The sequence below is a fragment of the Bradyrhizobium sp. SZCCT0148 genome, assembly GCF_018129985.1.
In the GTDB taxonomy this organism is placed as follows: domain Bacteria; phylum Pseudomonadota; class Alphaproteobacteria; order Rhizobiales; family Xanthobacteraceae; genus Bradyrhizobium; species Bradyrhizobium japonicum_H.
Genome location: NZ_JAFCKT010000005.1, coordinates 431,810 through 450,936, shown reverse-complemented (window position 1 = coordinate 450,936; position 19,127 = coordinate 431,810). Strand labels below are relative to the sequence as shown.

The 19,127-nt window shown below is 63.9% G+C and carries 18 protein-coding genes; 2 read left to right on the top strand and 16 right to left on the bottom strand.

The features are described from left to right. Positions 1-232 precede the first annotated feature (232 nt). The 5 genes from JQ580_RS19105 to JQ580_RS19085 form a co-directional block, all read right to left on the bottom strand. Positions 233-388: a hypothetical protein gene (locus tag JQ580_RS19105; protein ID WP_212281661.1), complete on the bottom strand. Its 156-nt coding sequence runs from the start codon at positions 386-388 to the stop codon at positions 233-235. A 120-nt stretch (positions 389-508) separates the two neighbouring features. Continuing rightward, positions 509-1,027, bottom strand: a complete 519-nt coding sequence (locus JQ580_RS19100) for a septal ring lytic transglycosylase RlpA family protein (RefSeq protein ID WP_212281660.1) — start codon at positions 1,025-1,027, stop codon at positions 509-511. A 251-nt stretch (positions 1,028-1,278) separates the two neighbouring features. After that, positions 1,279-2,931: an NAD-dependent malic enzyme gene (locus JQ580_RS19095; protein WP_212281658.1), complete on the bottom strand. Its 1,653-nt coding sequence runs from the start codon at positions 2,929-2,931 to the stop codon at positions 1,279-1,281. A gap of 164 nt (positions 2,932-3,095) precedes the next feature. Further along, on the bottom strand, positions 3,096-4,088 hold the full coding sequence (locus JQ580_RS19090) for a Bug family tripartite tricarboxylate transporter substrate binding protein (RefSeq protein WP_212281656.1): 993 nt from the start codon (positions 4,086-4,088) through the stop codon (positions 3,096-3,098). Positions 4,089-4,191: 103 nt separating this feature from the next. Next, positions 4,192-6,531 (bottom strand): mechanosensitive ion channel domain-containing protein, encoded by a 2,340-nt coding sequence (locus JQ580_RS19085; protein ID WP_212281649.1) that lies wholly within the window; start codon positions 6,529-6,531, stop codon positions 4,192-4,194. A gap of 713 nt (positions 6,532-7,244) precedes the next feature. Between JQ580_RS19085 and JQ580_RS19080 the strand changes: the two genes are divergently transcribed. Next, positions 7,245-8,135 carry an MBL fold metallo-hydrolase gene (locus tag JQ580_RS19080; protein WP_212281641.1) on the top strand — a complete coding sequence of 297 codons (891 nt, stop codon included), beginning with the start codon at positions 7,245-7,247 and terminating at the stop codon, positions 8,133-8,135. A gap of 107 nt (positions 8,136-8,242) precedes the next feature. Here the strand turns inward: JQ580_RS19080 and JQ580_RS19075 are convergent, their stop codons facing one another. The 8 genes from JQ580_RS19075 to JQ580_RS19040 all read right to left on the bottom strand — a co-directional run bounded on the left by JQ580_RS19075 (position 8,243) and on the right by JQ580_RS19040 (position 15,687). Then, a complete protein-coding gene (locus JQ580_RS19075) occupies positions 8,243-9,160 on the bottom strand; it encodes a polyphosphate kinase 2 family protein (RefSeq protein WP_212281639.1) in 918 nt (305 codons plus the stop codon). Beyond that, positions 9,120-10,139: a branched-chain amino acid ABC transporter permease gene (locus JQ580_RS19070; RefSeq protein WP_212281637.1), complete on the bottom strand. Its 1,020-nt coding sequence runs from the start codon at positions 10,137-10,139 to the stop codon at positions 9,120-9,122. Before JQ580_RS19070 ends, JQ580_RS19075 begins: the two co-directional genes overlap by 41 nt. Next, on the bottom strand, positions 10,136-11,017 hold the full coding sequence (locus tag JQ580_RS19065) for a branched-chain amino acid ABC transporter permease (RefSeq protein WP_212281635.1): 882 nt from the start codon (positions 11,015-11,017) through the stop codon (positions 10,136-10,138). The genes JQ580_RS19070 and JQ580_RS19065 overlap by 4 nt, the downstream gene beginning before the upstream one ends. 5 nt (positions 11,018-11,022) lie before the next feature. Then, positions 11,023-11,727, bottom strand: coding sequence for an ABC transporter ATP-binding protein (locus tag JQ580_RS19060; RefSeq protein ID WP_212281633.1), 705 nt, complete (start codon positions 11,725-11,727; stop codon positions 11,023-11,025). Further along, on the bottom strand, positions 11,727-12,497 hold the full coding sequence (locus JQ580_RS19055; RefSeq protein ID WP_212281631.1) for an ABC transporter ATP-binding protein: 771 nt from the start codon (positions 12,495-12,497) through the stop codon (positions 11,727-11,729). Before JQ580_RS19055 ends, JQ580_RS19060 begins: the two co-directional genes overlap by 1 nt. Positions 12,498-12,526: 29 nt before the next feature. Then, on the bottom strand, positions 12,527-13,837 hold the full coding sequence (locus JQ580_RS19050; RefSeq protein WP_212281629.1) for an ABC transporter substrate-binding protein: 1,311 nt from the start codon (positions 13,835-13,837) through the stop codon (positions 12,527-12,529). A gap of 92 nt (positions 13,838-13,929) precedes the next feature. Beyond that, positions 13,930-14,634, bottom strand: coding sequence for an NUDIX hydrolase (locus JQ580_RS19045; RefSeq protein ID WP_212281627.1), 705 nt, complete (start codon positions 14,632-14,634; stop codon positions 13,930-13,932). 30 nt (positions 14,635-14,664) lie between these two features. Next, complete coding sequence (locus JQ580_RS19040; protein ID WP_212281625.1) at positions 14,665-15,687, bottom strand: ABC transporter substrate-binding protein; 1,023 nt, start codon at positions 15,685-15,687, stop codon at positions 14,665-14,667. Positions 15,688-15,824: 137 nt separating this feature from the next. Here JQ580_RS19040 and JQ580_RS19035 point away from each other — a divergent pair, with 137 nt between their 5' ends. Continuing rightward, on the top strand, positions 15,825-16,274 hold the full coding sequence (locus JQ580_RS19035; protein ID WP_212281624.1) for a cupin domain-containing protein: 450 nt from the start codon (positions 15,825-15,827) through the stop codon (positions 16,272-16,274). A gap of 55 nt (positions 16,275-16,329) precedes the next feature. On the opposite strand, the gene JQ580_RS19030 is transcribed toward JQ580_RS19035, so the two are convergent. From JQ580_RS19030 to JQ580_RS19020, 3 genes are read right to left on the bottom strand one after another with little or no spacing between them, the layout of a single operon-like run. Beyond that, a complete protein-coding gene (locus JQ580_RS19030; protein WP_212281622.1) occupies positions 16,330-17,103 on the bottom strand; it encodes an anti-sigma factor family protein in 774 nt (257 codons plus the stop codon). Next, positions 17,100-17,618: a sigma-70 family RNA polymerase sigma factor gene (locus tag JQ580_RS19025; protein ID WP_212281620.1), complete on the bottom strand. Its 519-nt coding sequence runs from the start codon at positions 17,616-17,618 to the stop codon at positions 17,100-17,102. Before JQ580_RS19025 ends, JQ580_RS19030 begins: the two co-directional genes overlap by 4 nt. Positions 17,619-17,658: 40 nt before the next feature. Then, a complete protein-coding gene (locus tag JQ580_RS19020) occupies positions 17,659-19,125 on the bottom strand; it encodes a YncE family protein (protein WP_212281619.1) in 1,467 nt (488 codons plus the stop codon). Positions 19,126-19,127 lie beyond the last annotated feature (2 nt).

Below are 19,127 nucleotides of genomic sequence, written 5' to 3'. Positions count from 1 at the left end.
CAAAAAAGCGCCGCTTCCGCGGCGCTTTCGTGTGATCTGGTCAGCCTAGTGGTGCCAGAACAATGCCAGCAGCAGAACGATCGGCAGCGGCACGCCAAGCAACCAAAGCAAAGCACCTCTTCCAAAGCCCATGGATTCCTCCTCTTCTGCAATGACAACATGACGCAGGCAGAGGGAAGAAGTTCCGCGCCTCACCGCGAGGGCGAATGCGCTCAGCGCATGAACGCGGGGGTCAGGCGCGGCGGTGCTTGCCGGCGATGACCTCGATCTCGCGGCGCCGCTCGCCCGCGAAGCTCAGCAGCCTTTCGATCGTCAGCGCATCCGTGATCCGTTTGGCGAGCCGCTCGGCGCGCGCAGCCTGATCTTCGAGATACTGGATCGTGTTCAAGGGCCGCCTCCCCAGAAGACAGACCCCGAACCCGGAGCCCCGACGTGTTGGACCCCCATGGTGCGACAGAGCGGCTAACAGCCGGTTAAGTACAGCGGCTCGAGCGTGACCGAGCTTGCCTCACTGCACGACGTCGAGCCGGACATTGGTGATGCCCCTGTCGACCATCCCGAGGGCCTCGGCTGCAGACGGCGAGATGTCGACGACGCGGCCGCGAACATAGGGACCGCGGTCGTTGACCCTGACGGTCACAAAGCGGCCGGAGGACACGTCGGTGACGCGCAGCTTTGTGCCGAACGGCAGCGTCGGATGGGCCGCAGTCAGTTCGTTCTTGTCGAACTTCTCGCCGCTCGCGGTCTCCGTATCCGAATAGAAGCTGGCGATGCCGTGCGAGGCTGCCTGCTTTGCATCGCCATCGGGAATGCGCGCCCGGCTGATCGGCCGCGGATGCAGCGCCGCCACTTTGTGCGGCCGTTCCACCGCAGCGTGCCGGCCGGTCGCCGCGAGATCGGCCTTCTGGCGACTGACCGGCGATTGTGCGCAGGCAGCGAGCGAAGCGGCACCGACGATGACCAGCATCAGCCGGCTCGAGGTCGCGAATGAAATCCGGGCAGTTTCGGCACGTGCAATGCAAGACATGATGCGCCCTCCGAACGATGCGGAGTTTCGATGCGCAATCGGGGCAGAACCTTGTCGGAACAAAAGCGGGCCTGAGGCCGCCGCCATTTCGCGTCGGCTGTGGCGATTCCATCACAGTGATGCGTCCTGAATCGGGACAACCAGGCTGGTGCCGGCGCGCTCCGCAGCGAAATCAGGCGCCCGCCGGAAATCCGGGGAGCGCCTGATGGCACTGGCGTTCCTGCGCCGATCGCCCGACGGGTCTGGCGTCCTCAGTAATGCGGCTCGTACATCTGCGACTGGACGAGGGCCTTGACGTCGTTGGGCGCGGCTCCGTCGGCGAGCCCGCGTTGATAGGCGACGTCGGCAACGGCTGCGGCGATGCGGACCGAGACTTCGCGGATGCGCGGCAGGGCCGGATAGAGGCTGCCCTGCGCAAGATCCTCTTGGCCGACGCAATCGGCAAGCGTGTGGGCTGCCGCCATGAACATCTCGTCGGTCACCAGCTTCGAACCGCTGGCGATGACGCCGAGGCCGACGCCGGGGAAGATGTAGGAGTTGTTGCCCTGCCGCGGCACGAAGCTGCGGCCGTTCAGCTTCACGGGATCGTACGGGCTGCCGCAGGCGAACAGCGCGCGCCCTTCGGTGTAGCGATAGGCATCCTCCGCCGAGCATTCGGCCTTCGAGGTCGGGTTGGAGAGCGCGAACACGATCGGCTGCTCGTTGAGCTCGGCCATCGCCTTGAGCACCTCGGGCGTGAAGGCGCCACCAACCGCGGCAACGCCGATGATAGCGGTCGGCTTGAGCGTCTTGATCGCGGTGAGGAAGTCGGCGATCGGCGCCTGGTCGGCATGCGCGTAGCGGAGCTTGTGACCATGGAGGCCTTGGCGGTCGCTGACGACGAGGCCGCGGGAATCCACCAGCCAGTTGCGACGCAGCGCGTCCGCCTCGCTCGCGCCCTCCGCCATCATGGCGGACACCACGAGATCGGCGATGCCCGTGGCCGCCTCGCCTGCTCCCAGGAACAGGATCTTCTGATCCTTCAGCTTGCCGCCATTGACACGTAGCGCCGAGAACATCCCGGCCAGCGCCACCGCCGCGGTGCCCTGGATGTCGTCGTTGAAGACGCAGGCTTCGTCGCGATATTTGTGCAGCAGCTTGAACGCCGAATGATTGGCGAAATCCTCGAACTGGATCAGCACGCCCGGAAAGGTCTTTCGCGCGGCTTGCATGAATTCGTCGACGAAGCTGTCGTAGGCTTCGCCCGTCAGACGCCGCTCGCGCAGGCCGAGATAATAGGGATCGTTCAACAGCTCTTCGTTATTGGTGCCGACGTCGAGCAGGATCGGCAGGCAAGCTTCCGGATGCACGCCGGCGCAGGCCGAATAGAGCGACAGCTTGCCGACGGGAATTCCCATGCCGTTGGCGCCGAGATCGCCAAGTCCCAAGATGCGTTCGCCGTCGGTGACGACGATCAGCTTGGCCTGATAGGGCCAGTTCTTCAGAAGGTCGGCGATCTGCCCGCGATCGCGCGAGGAGATGAACATGCCGCGCGGCCGCTGGAAGATCAGGCCGTATTTCTGGCAGGCGAGCCCGACGGTCGGGGTGTAGATGATCGGCTGGATCTCGTCGATATTGTCGACGACGACGCGGAAGAACAGCGCCTCGTTGCGGTCATGCAGCGCGTTCAGCGCAACATATTTCTCCAGGTCCGTGGGCAACGTGCGCAGATTGGTGAGGACGCGCTGAACCTGCGTCTCCATCGTCAGCACGCAAGGCGGCAACAGGCCGCGCAGGCCCAAGGCCTCGCGCTCGGCCTCCGTGAAGGCGGTGCCCTTGTTGAGCAGGGGATCGCGCAGCAGCGCCATGCCTTGCGGCGAGTTGGACGATTTCGATTGGGCAACGACCCGGGCAGGTCTATTCACAAATTCCCCCAAGGAGCTTCACATTGAACCTGCGGGCATTGTCGGCCAGCGCTCCATCGAGATCAAGGACGTAGCGACGGAGACGCCGATTGTTGTGATCTCGCACCGCAGCGAGATTTCTCGCGACCGATACGCAATTGCGCGACGAAAGGTTAACGCCGCGGCTATTCCGGCTTGATGTCGGCAGCCTTCACGATCGGCCACCATTTCTCGGTCTCGGCCTTCTGGAACGCCGCCAGCGCTGCGGGCGTCTGCTGCGCCGGAAGCGGAATCTCCTGCCCCAGTTCGGCAAAGCGCTGCTTGACGGCAGGCTCGGCGAGCACGGCGACGATGGCTGCGTTGAGCCTGGTGACGAGGTCCTTCGGCGTGTTCTTCGGTGCCCAGATGCCGTGCCAATAGGAGATGTAGAGGCCCGGCAGGCCCGCTTCGTCGACAGTCGGCACATCGGGCGCCGACGCGAGCCTGGTCGGCGAAGTCACCGCAAAGGCCTTGATCGCCCCGCTCTTGACGTGCGGCAGCGAGTTCGAAGCCTGGTCGAACATGATGTCGATCTGGCCCGCAACGAGATCGATCATGGCGGGTCCTGCGCCGCGATAAGGCACGAACTGGAAATCGGTGCCGGTCTTGTCCTTGAAGAAGACGCCGGCGACGTGCGCGCCCGTGCCGGCTCCGGCGGTGCCTGCGGTGGCCTTGCCGGGATTGGCCTTCAGCCAGGCGATCATTTCTTTCAGGCTGTTGGCCTCGAGCGACTTCCGGCCGACGATGAGTTGCGTTCCCATTGCGATCATCGCGACCGGCTCGAAATCGGCGAGGACATCATAGGGCAGCTTGAAGATGGCGCCGTTCAGCACATGAGTGCCCCAATGACCGATCGTGATCGTGGTGCCGTCGGGCGCTGCACGTGCGACGCGGGCGCCGGCAATGCTGCCGGACGCGCCCGCCACGTTCTCGACCACGACCGTGGTGCGCAGTTCGGCCGCGATCCGCTCGGACAAAATCCGCGCCAGCGTGTCGGTCGGACCGCCCGCCGCGAACGGTACAATGAGAGTCATGGGACGCGAGGATTGGGCATTGCCGGGAGCAGCCGAAGCCAGGAATCCAAGCAACGCACAGATGACGATCACATGGTCGCGCAACGCGCCCCACAGGCCCCGCATCAACCCCTCCCACCCTTTTTGCCGCCCGCCTATTGTCAGCGGGCTGGAGAGCCAAGAGAACGCTGCCGGGCAGGCCGAGGCAAGCGGTAAGTTGACCGCGCCTCTATCCAGCAGCGCGCCGCGGCGTCAGGTTGACGGCGCTATCGGCCGGTGGCGCGATGTGCATCAGGATGGTCTGGGTGGCGGACGCGACAGTGATGCCGTTCTGCTGGAAGCGCAGCTTCATGCGGCGATTGAATTCGCGCTGGACCGGCCAGCGCCCGGCTTCGGTGCAGCGGATCTGGCCGACGATCGACACCATCGCGCCATCGACCTTGTCGATGCCCCAGAGATCGAGGTCGCCGCGGATCAGCGGCCGGAATTCGGGCTCGCGGCGCATCTCCTCGACGATGTCCTTGAGGATCTGGCCGGCGCGATCGGTGTCTTCCTTGTAGGCGACGTTGACGCTGACCGAGGCGTTGCCGGCGCCGCGGCTGGCATTGGTGATGGTCGTGACCGCGCTGAACGGTACGATGTGCACGGCGCCGTCGCCGGCGCGCAGGCGAATCGTTCGAATGGAAACATTCTCGACCACACCGGAAAGCCCTGACACGCTGACATTGTCGCCGACCTGGACCGTGTTCTCCAGCAGCAGGAACAGCCCGGTGATGAGATCCTGCACCAGCTTCTGCGAGCCGAAGCCGATGGCGATGCCGACGATGCCGGCGCCCGCCAAGAGCGGCGCGACGTTGACGCCGATCTCGCTCAGCGCGGTGAGGCCGACGACGGTGGCGATCAGGCACAGCAGCGCGGTGCGCAGCATCGGCTGGAAGGTGCGCAGGCGGGCAGCGCGGGCATAGTGCCCGTCGCGTGACAGCGTGTTGATCTGGCGGTCCAGCAGCGCGTTGCCGGCCTCCCAGATCGCGGCCGCAACGAACACGGCGAGGCCGATCGTCACCACGGCCGAGATCAGCCGGCTGCCGATCTGGCCACCATAGAACCAGACGATGGCATCCACGCCCCAGACTTCGAGCACGGCGACGAAGCCCGTGAAGGCGATCACGCCGGAGACGATCTTGCGCAGCAGCGGCAGATAGCGGTTGGCACGGATCTCGAGACCCGGAAAGCGCTGCAGGATCTCCGGCTTGATGCGGAAGCCGCGGTCGATCAGGCTCAGCGTCAGCATGATGGCGACGCGGGTGATCAGGGCGACTGCGATGGTGCCGACGAAATATTGCAGCAGCAACGAATAGCCGTTGCGGATGTTGAGCGCCCACACCGCCCACAGCGCGAGATCGAGCGCGATGGCAAGATAATGCCAGCCGCCGGCGATGCGGTTGCGCAGGCGCGCGGCGATGTCCTGCCGGTCGGCGGGCGCCCGGATGGCCTCGGCAACCGGCCGGCGGCATTGCAGGATGATGACCACGACGAAGAGGTGCACCACCAGCATCACCATGCGCAGCAGCGCGGCATAGCCGGCACGATGCAGGCCGAGCAGCAGCGCCACATTGGCAAACGCGATGCCGGAAACGCCGACGCCGACGATGCGGCGCGCCCAGATCTCGACATAGGCCGCGGTCTCGGCCCGCACCGGGAACAGGCCGAAGGGTCCGGCCAGCGCCCGGACCAGGCAGATGAGCCCGCGCGAGAACGCATAGGCGTTGACGACAGCGAGGATCACGAGGCGAACCGTCGTGGGCTCACCGAGTTCGGTGCCGATCAGCGCCGTGGCGACGCCCACGAAGACGAGGACGGGAAGGAGTTCGAGGAGGAAGCGCCCCAGCACGAACGGCAGACGCCGCACGACCTGCCAGGCGCGCGCGAGGCTGTGACGCCGCTTGCTCAGTTCGGGCGCAGGAGTGACATCGGCAACCGACGACGGCGGATCCGCGATCGGCAGCACCTGCGCGGGCAGATGCGCGGTTTGCGGCACGCGAGCCTCCAGGAAGGCAACCGGGCGACGGATCAGGCGGAACAACACCCATTCGGCCGCGAGCCCGCAACCCACCACCAATGCAAGCTTCCAGGCGATCTCGATCAGAAGGTTATAGGCCGCGGGATCATTCGCAGTCCGCACGATCCAGTAATAGAACGCCGGGAAATGCGTAATCGTCCGCGCCACGCTGGCGATCTCGGTCGAGATGTCGCCGATCTGCTCCGACACGGTGAGCAGGAGCTGCGCACCGAGACCGTCGGCCGAGAGTGGAATCGGTGACTTCTGCTCGGGCGCGGGCGGCGCAGGCTGCTGCTGACCGGACGCATTGGCGATCACACGGAGCGTATCGATCATCTGCGTGCGCTTCTTGTCGTCCTGGAGCGTCTCCAGTGCGCGCTTGGCCTCGTCGGGCGACAGCGCAGAAGCATTGCTCGGCGCCGGCTGAGGCGTTTCGGCGCGGACGGCGGAGAGAGAGGAGATCGCGAGGAAGAGAGCGGCAAGGAGCGCCGGGGCAAGCTTATGCGACACGAGGCTTCCTTAAAAAAATGCATGCGCCGGCGGCGTCGGGACCACCGAAACACATGCGTCATGTCGGATGAGCGCTATTCGCCTCTCGCCTGTGTCAGAAGTGGGCCTCAGAGGCGACATTCTCTTGGCATTTGCCGCAATGCGGATCGGGGAACCACAAGGAGGTTAGTCGCGGGATCGCTCCGTCATTCCGGGAGGCGGCCCGGAATGACGGCGAGGAGGAAGGAGGAGGAGAAACAAAGGATGTCAAACGCAGCTATCGCGGCCGGCCTCGTCGAAGCCATCCACACGATCAGCGAGTAAATTACAGCGCCGGGAAGGTAGGGGCTCTGCCTGACTGATGCAGCCCGCTAAACCTTGACCCGGCGTGCCGTTCGCGGTTTCTGCCGCTATGCGATAGTCCGAACGAGCTCCATCGCACTTAACGCGGCTGGATTTGCGGAGGTGGAGTCATAGACCTCCCCTTGCTCATGAGGTGGACGTTGTGCGTCGCTTGTTAGCGACCACCCGTATGCTCCTCCTGTACCACAAAACTGTCAAGCGAGATCGATCGTGGGAGCAATCACAATTGACGCGCTAGTCCGCGGGCGGCTGGGTGGTGGATCATGGCGTGTCGGCCTGCGACTGTAAGCGGCGGAATAAACTATTCCCGCCGGCGTTTGTGATGGCGAGGATATCCTCTCCCGCCCTCGTTCATTTTCAGAAAGTCAGACATGAAGATATCGATTTGCCTCACCATAGTCGCAGCAATCGCTGCCGGACTTGGACCCGCCGCCGCGCAAAATCCGCCGCAGACCTCGACCAGGAAGGTCGACGGCACCGACAACGTCTATGTCTTTCGCTATGGCGGCCATCAGTCGATCTTCATCGTGACGCCCCAGGGCGTGATCGCGACCGACCCGATCTCTTATCTGCGTCCTGCCAAGCCCTATATCGATGCGATCAAGGCGGTCACCGACAAGCCGATCAAATACGTCATCTACAGCCACCATCACTACGATCACATCGCCGGCGGCCAGCCCTTCAAGGATCTCGGCGCCACCTTCATCGCGCATCGGCGGACCAAGGAGCGCTTCCTCGAACTGAAGAAGCAGAAATCGCTGCTCGCCGATGTCGTAATGCCGGACCAGGTGGTGGACGACAAGAAGAGCATCACGCTCGGCGGCACCACGCTGGAGTTGAACTATGTCGGCCGCAACCATTCCGACAATTCGCTGGTGATGCGCCTGCCGAAGGAGAAGATCGTTTTCGTGGTCGACTTCGCGCCGATCGAGCAGGTCCAGTTCCGCAACATCCCCGACAACGCTTCGCCGCTGGAATACATCGCCTCGCTGAAGAGACTGGCGTCACTCGACTGGGAACGGATGATCCCCGGCCATCCCTATGCCGGCGGCCGCTTCGGCACCAAGAAGGATATCGAGGACGACATCGCCTACATGGAGGACCTCTCCGCCGAGACGAAGAAGGCTGCAGATAGCGGCAAGTGCTTCGACACCGCGATGAAGGAAGTGAAGCTGCCGAAATACGAGAAATGGGCAAATTACGAGACCGCCCTGCCCGCCAACATCGAGCGCTTCTGCTACTGGTGGGCCCGCGGGTACTGACGGCTCGCGCTGATCTCGCAGGGCGGCAAAGCGAAGCGTGCCCACGCAATCCAAAGGCGTGGACACGGCGCAAGGGCGCCTTTGCGCGCCCTGCGGGAGCGGCGCCCTCACCGCTTCCCCTTGCCCTCTTTCTCCAGTGCCTTACGAACCTGCTCGAACTCCTGCACCGAGGCCTTGTCGGCCCGCGGAAACCGCAGGTCGAGCTTTTCGAGCGCGGCATTGATCACCGACCCGATCACGACGCGCGCGAACCATTTGTGGTCCGCGGGCACGACGTACCATGGCGCATGAGATGTGGCGGTATGCCGGACGATATCCTGATACACCGCCTGGTAGCGCGGCCACAATGCGCGCTCCTTGATGTCGTCCATCGAGAACTTCCACTGCTTGGCCGGCTCCTCCAGCCGGTCGAGGAAGCGCTTGCGCTGCTCCTCCCTGGAGACATTGAGAAAGAACTTCAGCACCACGGTGCCGTTACGGCAGAGATAGCGTTCCCAGGCGGCGATGTCCTCGAACCTCTCCTTCCAGATGTTCTTGGTGACGAGCTTCTGCGGCAGCTTCTCCTTGGCCAGCAGTTCCGGGTGGACGCGCGTGACCAGGCACTCCTCGTAATGGGATCGGTTGAAGATGCCGATATGGCCGCGCTCGGGCAGCGCGACCGCATGACGCCAGAGGAAATCGTGGTCGAGCTCCTTGCTGCTCGGCGCCTTGAAGGCATGGACCTCGCAGCCCTGCGGGTTGATGCCCTCGAAGATCGCCTTGATCGCGGAGTCCTTGCCGCCGGCGTCCATGGCCTGGAACACGATCAATAGCGACCAGCGGTCCTGGGCGTACAGCTTCTCCTGAAATTCGACGAGGCGCTTCTTGTTGTCGTCGAGGATCGCTTGCGCCTTCTCCTTGTCGAGATCGTCCTTCTCGTCGGTCTTGTGATCCTTGAGATGGAACTTGCCGGATCCGTCGTAGCGGAACGGCGTGATGTAGCGGTCAAGTTCCTGGTCGAGCGATTTGGACGGCTTCTTGCTCATGAGCGCGGGGCACCTTGCGTTGCGGCTTCAGTCGATCGAGCACGCTACCAAGGATGCCCTTCGGAAGGAATATGATGAAGAGCACCAGCAGCACGCCATAGACGAGATTGTCCCAGCCGACCGCCTTGGTGCCGAAGCCGATGCGAAGGGTTTCCGCGAGAAGGATGGTGATCACGGCGCCAAAGGTCGGGCCGAGCGAGACGAACAGACCGCCCACGATGGCCGCGAACACCATCTGGAGCGAGACCGCAATGCCGCTGACCGTGTCCGGGGTGATGAACATCTGGTACTGGCAATAGATCGCGCCCGCGAGCGCCGTCATCACCGCGCTGAGCAGCGTGATTTTGAGCTTCTCCGCGGTGACGTTCACGCCGGCCGCGGCCGCGGCGTCCTCGTCCTCGGAGATCGCCTCCAGCGCGTAGCGGCTCATGCTGCGGTCGACCCAGTGCCAGACCACGATGCCGAACAGCCAGACCCCGAGTGCGATCAGATACCAGGTAAGCTTGTCGTCGAATTGCAGCGCCAGCAGCTTGTTGCCGGATGCGCGGTTCGGCGTATAGCCGAGCGAGCCGCCGGTGTAATCGCGCGTCGCCGTGATGACCTGGAGCACGATGCCCGACAGCGCCAACGTGACCAGCACGAAATAATGTCCGGTGATGCGGAAGCGGAAGCAGGGATAGCCGACGATCAGAGCCAGCGTGCCGGCCGCGACCATGCTGACCGGGATGCCGATCCACGGCGACCAACCCAGGTGATTCCACAACAGCGCGGTGACATAGGCGCCGATCCCCATGAAGCCGCCATGGCCGAGCGAGACGAGGCCGAATCGCCCCATTATCGACCACGACGTGTAGGCGAACGACCAGATCAGGATCAGCACCAGGATGTGCAGATGATAGGGATCGCGATAGACGAAGGGCAGCGCGACCAGCGCTGCCAGTCCGATCCCCCAAGCTGCAAGCCGCCCCTGCTCCATCATCGGCGCCTCGCCAGCAGGCCCGCGGGCCGGATGAACATCATGACAATGAAGAAGGCGAAGGCGAGCACGTAGCCCCATTCAAGGTCGGAGAACAGGCCACCGAGCGAGATGATCTCGGCGAACACGAAGGCGGCGATGAAGCCGCCGATGAAATTGCCGAGGCCGCCGAGCACGCAGATCAGGAAGGTGATCGGCCCGAATGAGAGGCCGACGAAGGGATGCACGTCGTATTGCAGCACCAGCAGGCAGGCAGCGAGCCCGGCCAACCCACCGCCGATTGCAGAGGTGATGAGATAGATCCGCCTGGTGTCGACCCCCATCAGTGCCATGATCTGCCGGTCCTGCGAAATGGCGCGGATCGCGGTTCCGGTGAAGGTGCGCGTCATGAACAGATAGACGCAGACCATGCCGACCAGCGCCGCCAGGAAGGACAGAAGTCGCGCGTAGCTGAAGTTCATGTCGCCGAACGCAAGCACCGGCAGGCGGATGCCGAGATTGCGGAAGTCGATGCCGAAGGCGACGGTGGCAAAGCTCTGCAGAACGAACAGCACGCCGCCGGTCGCGAGCAGCTGGTTGATCGGAGGCGCGGTCAATAGCGGCGCGATCACGAGGAAATGCAGCGCGGCACCGAGCATTGCGACCAACAGGACGGTGAACGGCGCGGCGACGAAATAGCTGAGGCCGTAATACTGCACCATGAAATACATGGCATACATGCCGATCATCACCAGCTCGGCATAGCAGATCCAGGTCACGTCGATGACGCCGAAGATCAGATTGAGCCCGAGCGCGAGCAGCGCGAGCACGCCGCCGAGCAGGATGCCGTTGATCACGGCCTCGAGCAGGTAGATGTCGAAAATGTCGAGAAATCCCTGCATGCCAATCACACCCCGAGATAAGCTTCCCTGACCGTGTCGCTCGCCAGCATCTCCGCGGACGTGCCGGATGCCCGGATCATGCCCGCCTCGATCAGATAGGCGCGATCGACCACTTTCAGCACCTGCTGCACGTTCTGCTCGACGATCAGCACCGTCAGCCCGCTGGCCCGAATCCGCTTCACCAGTTCGAACACCTGCTGCACCACGACCGGCGCCAGGCCGGCCGAGGGCTCGTCAAGAAGCAGCAGCTTCGGGTTGGACATCATCGCGCGGCCGATCGCGCACATCTGTTGCTCGCCGCCGGACATGGTGCCGGCCATCTGGTGGCGGCGCTCCTTCAGGCGCGGAAACAGGCCGAACACGACCTCGAGCCGCTCGGCATAGTGGCTGCGCGCCTCCTTCATGAAGGCACCCATCTTGAGATTGTCGTCGACCGAGAGCTGTGGAAACAACCGCCGGTTCTCCGGCACATGCGCAATGCCGAGGCTGACGATCTTGTGCGACGGCGTTGCCACGACGTCGGTGCCCTCCATCCGGATCGAACCGCGCGAGGGGCGGATCAGCCCGGAGATGACGCGCATCAGGGTGGTCTTGCCGGCGCCGTTGGGGCCGATGACGCCGACGGCCTCGCCGGCCTTGACGTCGAGATTGACATCGAACAGCGCCTGGAATGTGCCATAGCCGGCATTGACGGCGCGGAGCTCCAGCATCAGGCGCCTCCCGCGCGGCGGCGCGCTTCGGCGGCCGCGGCCTGCGTGGTCTCGGCATCGGTGCCGAGATAGACCTCGATGACGCGCGGATCGCCCGCGACCGCGCTCGGCAGGCCTTCCGAGATCTTCTCGCCGTGATCGAGCACCATGACGCGGTCGACGACGCGCATCAAGACGCCCATGATGTGCTCGACCCAGATGATGGTGATGCCGAGTTCGTCGCGGATGTTGCGCAACATGTCGGCGGCTTGGTCCATCTCGGTCTCGTCGAGACCGCCGAGGCTCTCATCCGCAAGCAGCAGCTTTGGCGCAGTCGCGAGGGCTTTCGCCAGTTCGAGCTTCTTCAGCCCGGCCGCGCCGAGGCCATCGACGGAGGCATGGCGATCGGTCGGCAGGCCGACCATCGCCAGCGATCGTTCGGCCGCCGCCTCCGCCCTGGCACGGCTGTGGCGGCCCTGGCCGTAAAAGCCGGCGAGCGCGACGTTCTCGAAAATGGTCAGGCGGCGGAACGGTCGCGGAATCTGGAAGGTGCGGCCGACGCCGCCGTTGATGATCCGGTGCGGTGCGAGGCCCGCGATCTCCGACCCGTCGAACAGGATCGAGCCCGACGTCGGCGCCAGCGTGCCGGAGAGCATGTTGAAGATCGTGCTCTTGCCCGAACCGTTCGGCCCGATCAGGCCGAGGATCTCGCCCTGATCGACCCGAAACGACACATTGTTGACGGCGGTGAAGCCGCCGAACCGCTTCACCAGCCCACTGACTTCCAGCACCGCCGCCCCTCCGTTGCCCCGCGCCCGCGTTACTGGTTGCTGTAGGTCGTACCCTTGGGCAGCGGCAGGACGGCGTCTCGCTGCGCCTGACTCTTGGGCCACACGACCGAGGACTTGTCGTCGATGTACTGGATCACGACCGGGAACGAGCGTTCGTTCTGGCCCGACATCGGTGTGCCCTCGCCGTAGAACTTGACGCCGAAGCCGAGCATGGTGCCGCCTTCGGGGATGTCGGTGTCGAGCGCCGCCTTGCGCAGCGCATCAGGATCGACCCCGCCGTACTTCTTGATCGCGCGGGGCAGGACATCATTCATGAACACGAAGGTATTGGACGCGCCGATGCCGACATGCGCCGATCGGATGGCGACGCCCGGCCTGATCTTGTCGAACTCCTCGCCGACCATCTTGATCACGGCCGGAAGCTTCGGATCCATCGTCTTCTGGTTGGCGAGCCAGATCGAGATCGGGTCGGTGTTAAAGATGTAGGTGGCGTCGGCACCCATGCCTTCCTTCAATTTCTCGTAGACGCCGTAACCTGCGCCATGCCCCATCAACGCGCCGAACTTCAAGCCCTGCTCGCGCGCCTGGCGCAACAGCAACGTGATGTCGGGGTTGTAGCCGGTGTGGAAGATCACGTCGGGCTTGGCGCGCTTCAATTTTGTCACCAGTGCGGACAGATCAGGCGCGGTGGCCGAATAGCCCTCCTTCATCACGATGTTGAAGCCCGCCTTCTTCGCACCGGCCTCGTTGCCCCTGGAGACGTCGACGCCATAGGCGCCGTCCTCGTGGATGATGGCGACGCGCAGGTCCTTAGGCTCCTTGTCGAACTTCGCCTTGGCGTTCTGCGCGATGAAATCCATCGTCATCATGCCGAACTGATCGCCGCTCGCCTGCGGGCGGAAGACGTATTTGTAGCCCTTGTCGTTGAACACGGCGGACGAGATGCAGGTCGTCATCCACATGAACTTCTTGAGCTGCTCGACGCGGGCTGCCACCGGCACACATTGCGCCGAGGAGAAGAAGCCGAGCACCATGTCCACCTTCTCCTGCTCGAGCAGGCGGACGGATTCGTTGATCGCGATGTCAGGCTTGCTCTGCGCATCGGCGTAAACCGCCTCGATCTTGTAACCCTCGACGCCGGTCTTGGCGAAATGGTCGAGGATGATTTTTGCGCCAATATAGCCGAGCTCAGACCCGCCGCCCGCAAGAGGCCCGGTCAGGTCGAACACAACGCCGATCTTGATCTTCTTTTCCTGAGCCTCGGCCGAAGCCATCAAGCCCGTCGCCGATATCGCGACCAACAGCCCACGTACCAAGCGGGCAGCCATGCGCAGGCGCATCAAAACCTCCCTGGACGATTGTGCATTGCAATTTTTTGCTTTTGCTTTTCCCCATCACATGGGCTGGACGCCGGGATGTCAAGCCTTGCGAGTCAGCGCGAGGCGAACTGCTGCTCGATGAAGGCCGTGACAAATCGCGGCATGGTCGGCGTGAGGTCGCCGACCCCGCGCACGAGATGGATGGCCGACAGTTCAGGCTCGTCCTCGCGGGCGAGGTTGGCCTCGATCCGGGCGCGCGCTTCTTCGCCTGACATATCCAGGTTGAGCACCTGCATCATCGCGATCGTGGGACCGCTGACGACGCAATGCCAGTCCGGCTCGGCGCGATAGTCCGCCGCCGTCAGGCCGGTCTCCTCCTCGAGCTCGCGGATGACGCTGCCGGGGATGTCGAGCGTGCCACCCCTGACGTCGTCGAGATCGGGCGTGCCCGATGGGAAATAGATGCGGCCTGCATTCGCGGTGTGCTGCGCCATCTCGCCCATCACGAAGGCGCCATCGGACGTGCGCAGTGCGCCCATGCCGAAACCGTTGAACACGGGAGCGCCAGGAAAGCCCCAGTCGCGCCAGGCGAGGAAGCTCGCAAAATCGGTCTCGAAATAGGTCGCGGCGAAATGGCCGTTGGTGAACACAGGATCTCGCCCGACCAGGACGCGGCCGTTCCAGATCTTCGGCCGCTCGCGCTGCTTCTCGGCGAAATGCGCCGCGATCTCGTCGCGACGCTCTTCCGCGAACGGCCAGGCGATCGGCCGGACGGCAAGATCGAGCGTCGTGACGCGATGGATGATCGGTGGCGTCATGAGAGGGCGACCTTAACGCCTTCGCGTCAGCTATTTGGCGCTCCCCGTCGTCTTGGCTTGCTCGACGTACTTGTTGGTGAAGGTCTTGCTGACGTCGATCTTGGCGTTGGCGACTTCGGGCGAGCCGACGCTGAACACCGCGAGTACGGCGTCCGCGCCCTTCGGATCCATCTTGCCGGTCTCCGAATACATCGGGAGGGTGTTCTTCAGCGCGGCGAGATAGAGCTCCTTGTTCTTGCCGACCGTCTCCTCCGGCATCTTCGCCATGATCTCCTCGGGGCTGTGCGAATGGATCCAGGCGAGCGTGGCGAGGATTGCGTTGGTGAGCGCCTGGGTCTCCTTCTCGTGCTTGGCGACCCAGGCCGCGGTCGAGTACAGCGCGCCGCCGGGATATTCGCCGCCGAAGGTCTCGAGCGTATCCTTCTGCGTGCGGGTGTCGGAGAGGATGCGCAGATCCTTGTGAGTGCCCTGCAGCACGGTGACCGAGGGATCGAGCATCACGGCGGCATCGATCTGGCCCTGCTCCATCGCGGCGACCGCGGTGGCACCGAGGCCGACGCCGATCACGGCGGCGCTGGTGGGATCGACGCCGTTCTTCTTGAGCATGTATTTCAGGAAGAAGTCGGTGGAGGAGCCGGGCGCGCTGACGCCGACCTTCTTGCCGGCGAGATCCTTGACCGACTTGATGTCGTTGGTACGCGAGGGCGCAACCACGAGCACGAGGCCGGGATAGCGGTCATAGACCACGAAAGCCTGGAGCTCCTGCTTCTTGGCGGCCAGATTGACGCAATGGTCGAAATAGCCGGAGACCACGTCGGCGCTGCCGCCGAGCACGGCTTTGAGCGCGTCCGAGCCGCCTTTCAGGTCGACCAGCTCGACACTGAGGCCGGCCTTGTCGTATTCGCCGAGCTGCTTGGCCAGCACCGTCGGCAGATAGCACAGGCAGGAGCCGCCGCCGACCGCGATGGTGACCTTGCTTTGCGCTGCGGCAAATCCGGTGGTGAGCGTCAGCGCCAACAGCGCGCCGGCGAGCCTGGCAATCGTGTTCTTCATTGGTTTCCTCCGTTCGGCCGGCGGCACCATAGAGCAGCGGGGCGGGCTTGAGAAGCGCTCCGGAAGCACTGGCCATCGGCCATTCGGCGCAATAGCATGCGGGTACAACAACAAACTTGTGATGGGGAGGATCATCCATGAACCGCCTTGCAATCGGGCTGTCGATCGCCGCCGCCTTTGCCGCCGGGTGCGGCGCGAACCAGCTGCTCAGGCCGGCGTTGGCCGCCGAGAACATCACCGCGCAGATCATCCACACCGGCGAGGCGGAAGGCGATGCGCTCGGGGCCGCCAACAATGTCGGCTACCGCTCGAAAATGTTCGCGAGCGCCGACGGCGCCACGATTTCGATCCAGGTCGGCAACGTGCCCAAGCACATGCATCCCAACACCAACGAGATCCAGTACATCCTGGACGGCACCGGCACGATCTGGCTCGGCGACAAGGAAGTCACGGTCAAGCCCGGCGACCTCGTCATCATTCCGAAGGGCACGCCGCATGGCGGCACCAAGCCGATCAGCGGACAGGTCAAGGCCATCGCGATCAAGACGCCGCCGCAGGCGCCCGACGACACCAAGCTGCTGGATTGAGGTTTCGCGATCAGGGTTCGCGCCCACGCGCGAACCCGTTTCCCGAGTTCTGAAACTAGATCGGTCCCGCCTGTTTCCGGATCTCGTTTGCGATCGGCTTGAGAGTGTCCCCCGGAAGCTGGCCGACGAGCGTATAGCCCATGCCGCGATCCGCCCACGCGAAGCCCGCGATATCGCCGGCCGCGTGCGGCATCATCGGCTCATCCTGACTGCCGCTGCTCATTGGACGTGTCAGCATGACGAGACGGTCGCCCTGATCGTCGTCATACATGAACATCGCGGCCGGACCATGCGAGGTCGCAACCAGGCGCCCTCCCATCAGCCGATAGCCCGACGTGGAGAGATCAGGCACCTTGACCGCCCGCTTCAGCCGGCTGGACACCCATTGCGTGAGCTCGGCGCTGTCGGAAGCACGTATTTCGACCGGCCGCACGCGATCCGGTGCGTAGACGCCATAGGAGTAGGCAGCCTCCTGCGCCAGTGCGGACAATCCGTTCGAACCGCCCTGCAACAGGCTGCGCACGGTCCACCCGCCGAAACCGCCGATGCCCACCAGCAACATCGCCGCGATCGCCATCCATGCCCGCGTTGGACGTCGCTTTCGACCTTCGATGATGTGCGACAGGTTCAGTTCGGCCGGCACGGGTTCATCCGCAATCGAAGCCAACGCGCTGCGCAATTGCTCGCGCTGGCTGGCGAAGGCCGCGACGCGCCCGGCGGCATCCGGATGATCCTTCAGATAGGACGCAATCTCTCCACGACGCTCGGGTGCAAGCGCCTGGTCCACGAAGGCGTGAAGATCATCTTCCGTGATCGGTCGCTGGCTCATTTCATGCTCCGCAATTCCACGACATTCCCCGGTGCAGTCCCCTCCATCTCCTGCTGCAACCGTTCCCGCGCGCGTGACAGGCGCGACATCACGGTCCCGACCGGAACATCCAGCAATTTGGCGGCGTCGGCGTAGGAGAAATCCTCGACTGCAACAAGCAACAGCACGGCCCGCTGCTCTTCCGGCAGCCTTGCGAGTTTGTTCAGGACGTCCTGGTAGATCAGCCTGTGCTCCTGTGCGGCGGCACTCGCGAGTTCGCGCTCGCCTGCATCATCGATCGGCATATGCCTTCCCCGCGTCGCGGCCTGACGGAATTGGGTGACCGCCAGATTGTGGAGGATGGTGAACAGCCAGGCGCGCACGCTGCCGTCACGCCGCTGATGCCAGCGGCTGACGGCGCGCTCCAGGCAGTCCTGAACCAGATCGTCGGCGGTTGTGCGATCACGCATCAGCGCGCGCGCATAACGGCGGAGCGAGGGGATCAGCGGTTCGACCTGAACCAGCATGTCCTTCATGGCGTGCTCCGCCTGCCTTTCGTTGACGCCGGATGGCGTGTCATTGCGTCTCGATCTGGACCGCGCCGCCGGGCTCGGTCGCATCACCGGACGCAATCACGAGATATCGCTTTCCGGAGGCCGCGGACTGATCGACGATCTGCCGGATCGGACCAGCCGCGTTGACGATAGCTGACCCGGCCGGATTCGTCATGAAGGCTGCAAGCGGCTGCAAGGGACCGCTTCCGTCATTTCGATCCGCCAGCGCAAGCACGTATTTCTGCTTGGGTTGAAGTCCCGTCACCGAAGCCTGCAAGATCTGAATCAGGCCCTGGTCGAACAGCGAGACGCTGGTCGGCGCGCCCTCCCTCGGTCCGTCCTTGGGGCCCATCGAAAGATGGGCGACCCGGCCGGCTACGCCCAGCGGCTGCAAATTCTGGAGGTCATCTGGATTGGGCGCCGCGCCCGGAACGTAGGCGATCGCCTGTGGTGCCTGGCCGATCGGGACATTCGCAACCACGCTGTTGGTCGCAGTGTCGATCGCTGCGAGGGCGTCGGCGTTCTCGAGGCCGACATAAATGCGCGTGCCATCGCCAGACGGCCAGACGCCATGGGGCAGACTACCGACCGGGATCGTCGCGACCTGCGAGAAATCGTCCGTGCGGAAGACCCTCACCAGGTTCAGGCCGCCTACGGTGACATAGGCGAATGTGCCCTTGGCGGTGTGCGCGAAGTTGACGTGATTGGTGATCGGACCGGTGTCGATCGTCTTGATCAGGTTGAACGGCGGCTTCGCGTTGAACACCTGGGTCCGGCCGACATCCTTCAGCGTGAACCAGACCTGGTTTCCATCGGGCGTCGCCGCGATGTTCGGGCAGAACGGGCTCTCCTGCTTCACTTTGGCGATGATCTTGTGCTCGGCGACAGAAACGACATCGGTCTCGGGATTGAACGACGAGCAGATGTAGCCGTACTTGCCGTCGGGCGAGAAGATCTGCATCCCCGGTCCGTTCGGGGTCGTGATGCGGGCCTTTTCCTTCAGGCTCTTGGCATCGATCACGGAGATGTAGTTTTCGCCGCGGACCGTGACCCACACCTCCTGGCCGTCGGGGGTGTAGAACGCCTCGTGCGGCGACCGCCCGACATAAGTCGTGTGCTTGACCGCGTTGGTCGCGGTGTCGATGAAGGTCACCGAATTCGAGCCGATCGACACCACGGCAAGTGTCGTGTGATCGGGAGAGAAACCCATGCCGTGCACGAGAACCTGGCCCTTGTAAAGCGGGCTGAAATTGCCGGGCTGCGGATCTCCCAGGCGGATCACACCAAGCAGCTTGTTGTCGACCGGATCTGTCACCGAGACCGTGTTCGAGAACTGCTCGGCCGCATAGACGCGATCGTGATGGCTGATCGGAATATCGGGAGCGGAGAGCGCGCCCGGCGCCTGCCCTGCCCATGCGGCCGAGCCGGTTGCGAGCATCGTGGCTGCCAGGAACATGCTTTTCATGAAGTTGTTTTGCGACGTCTTCATCG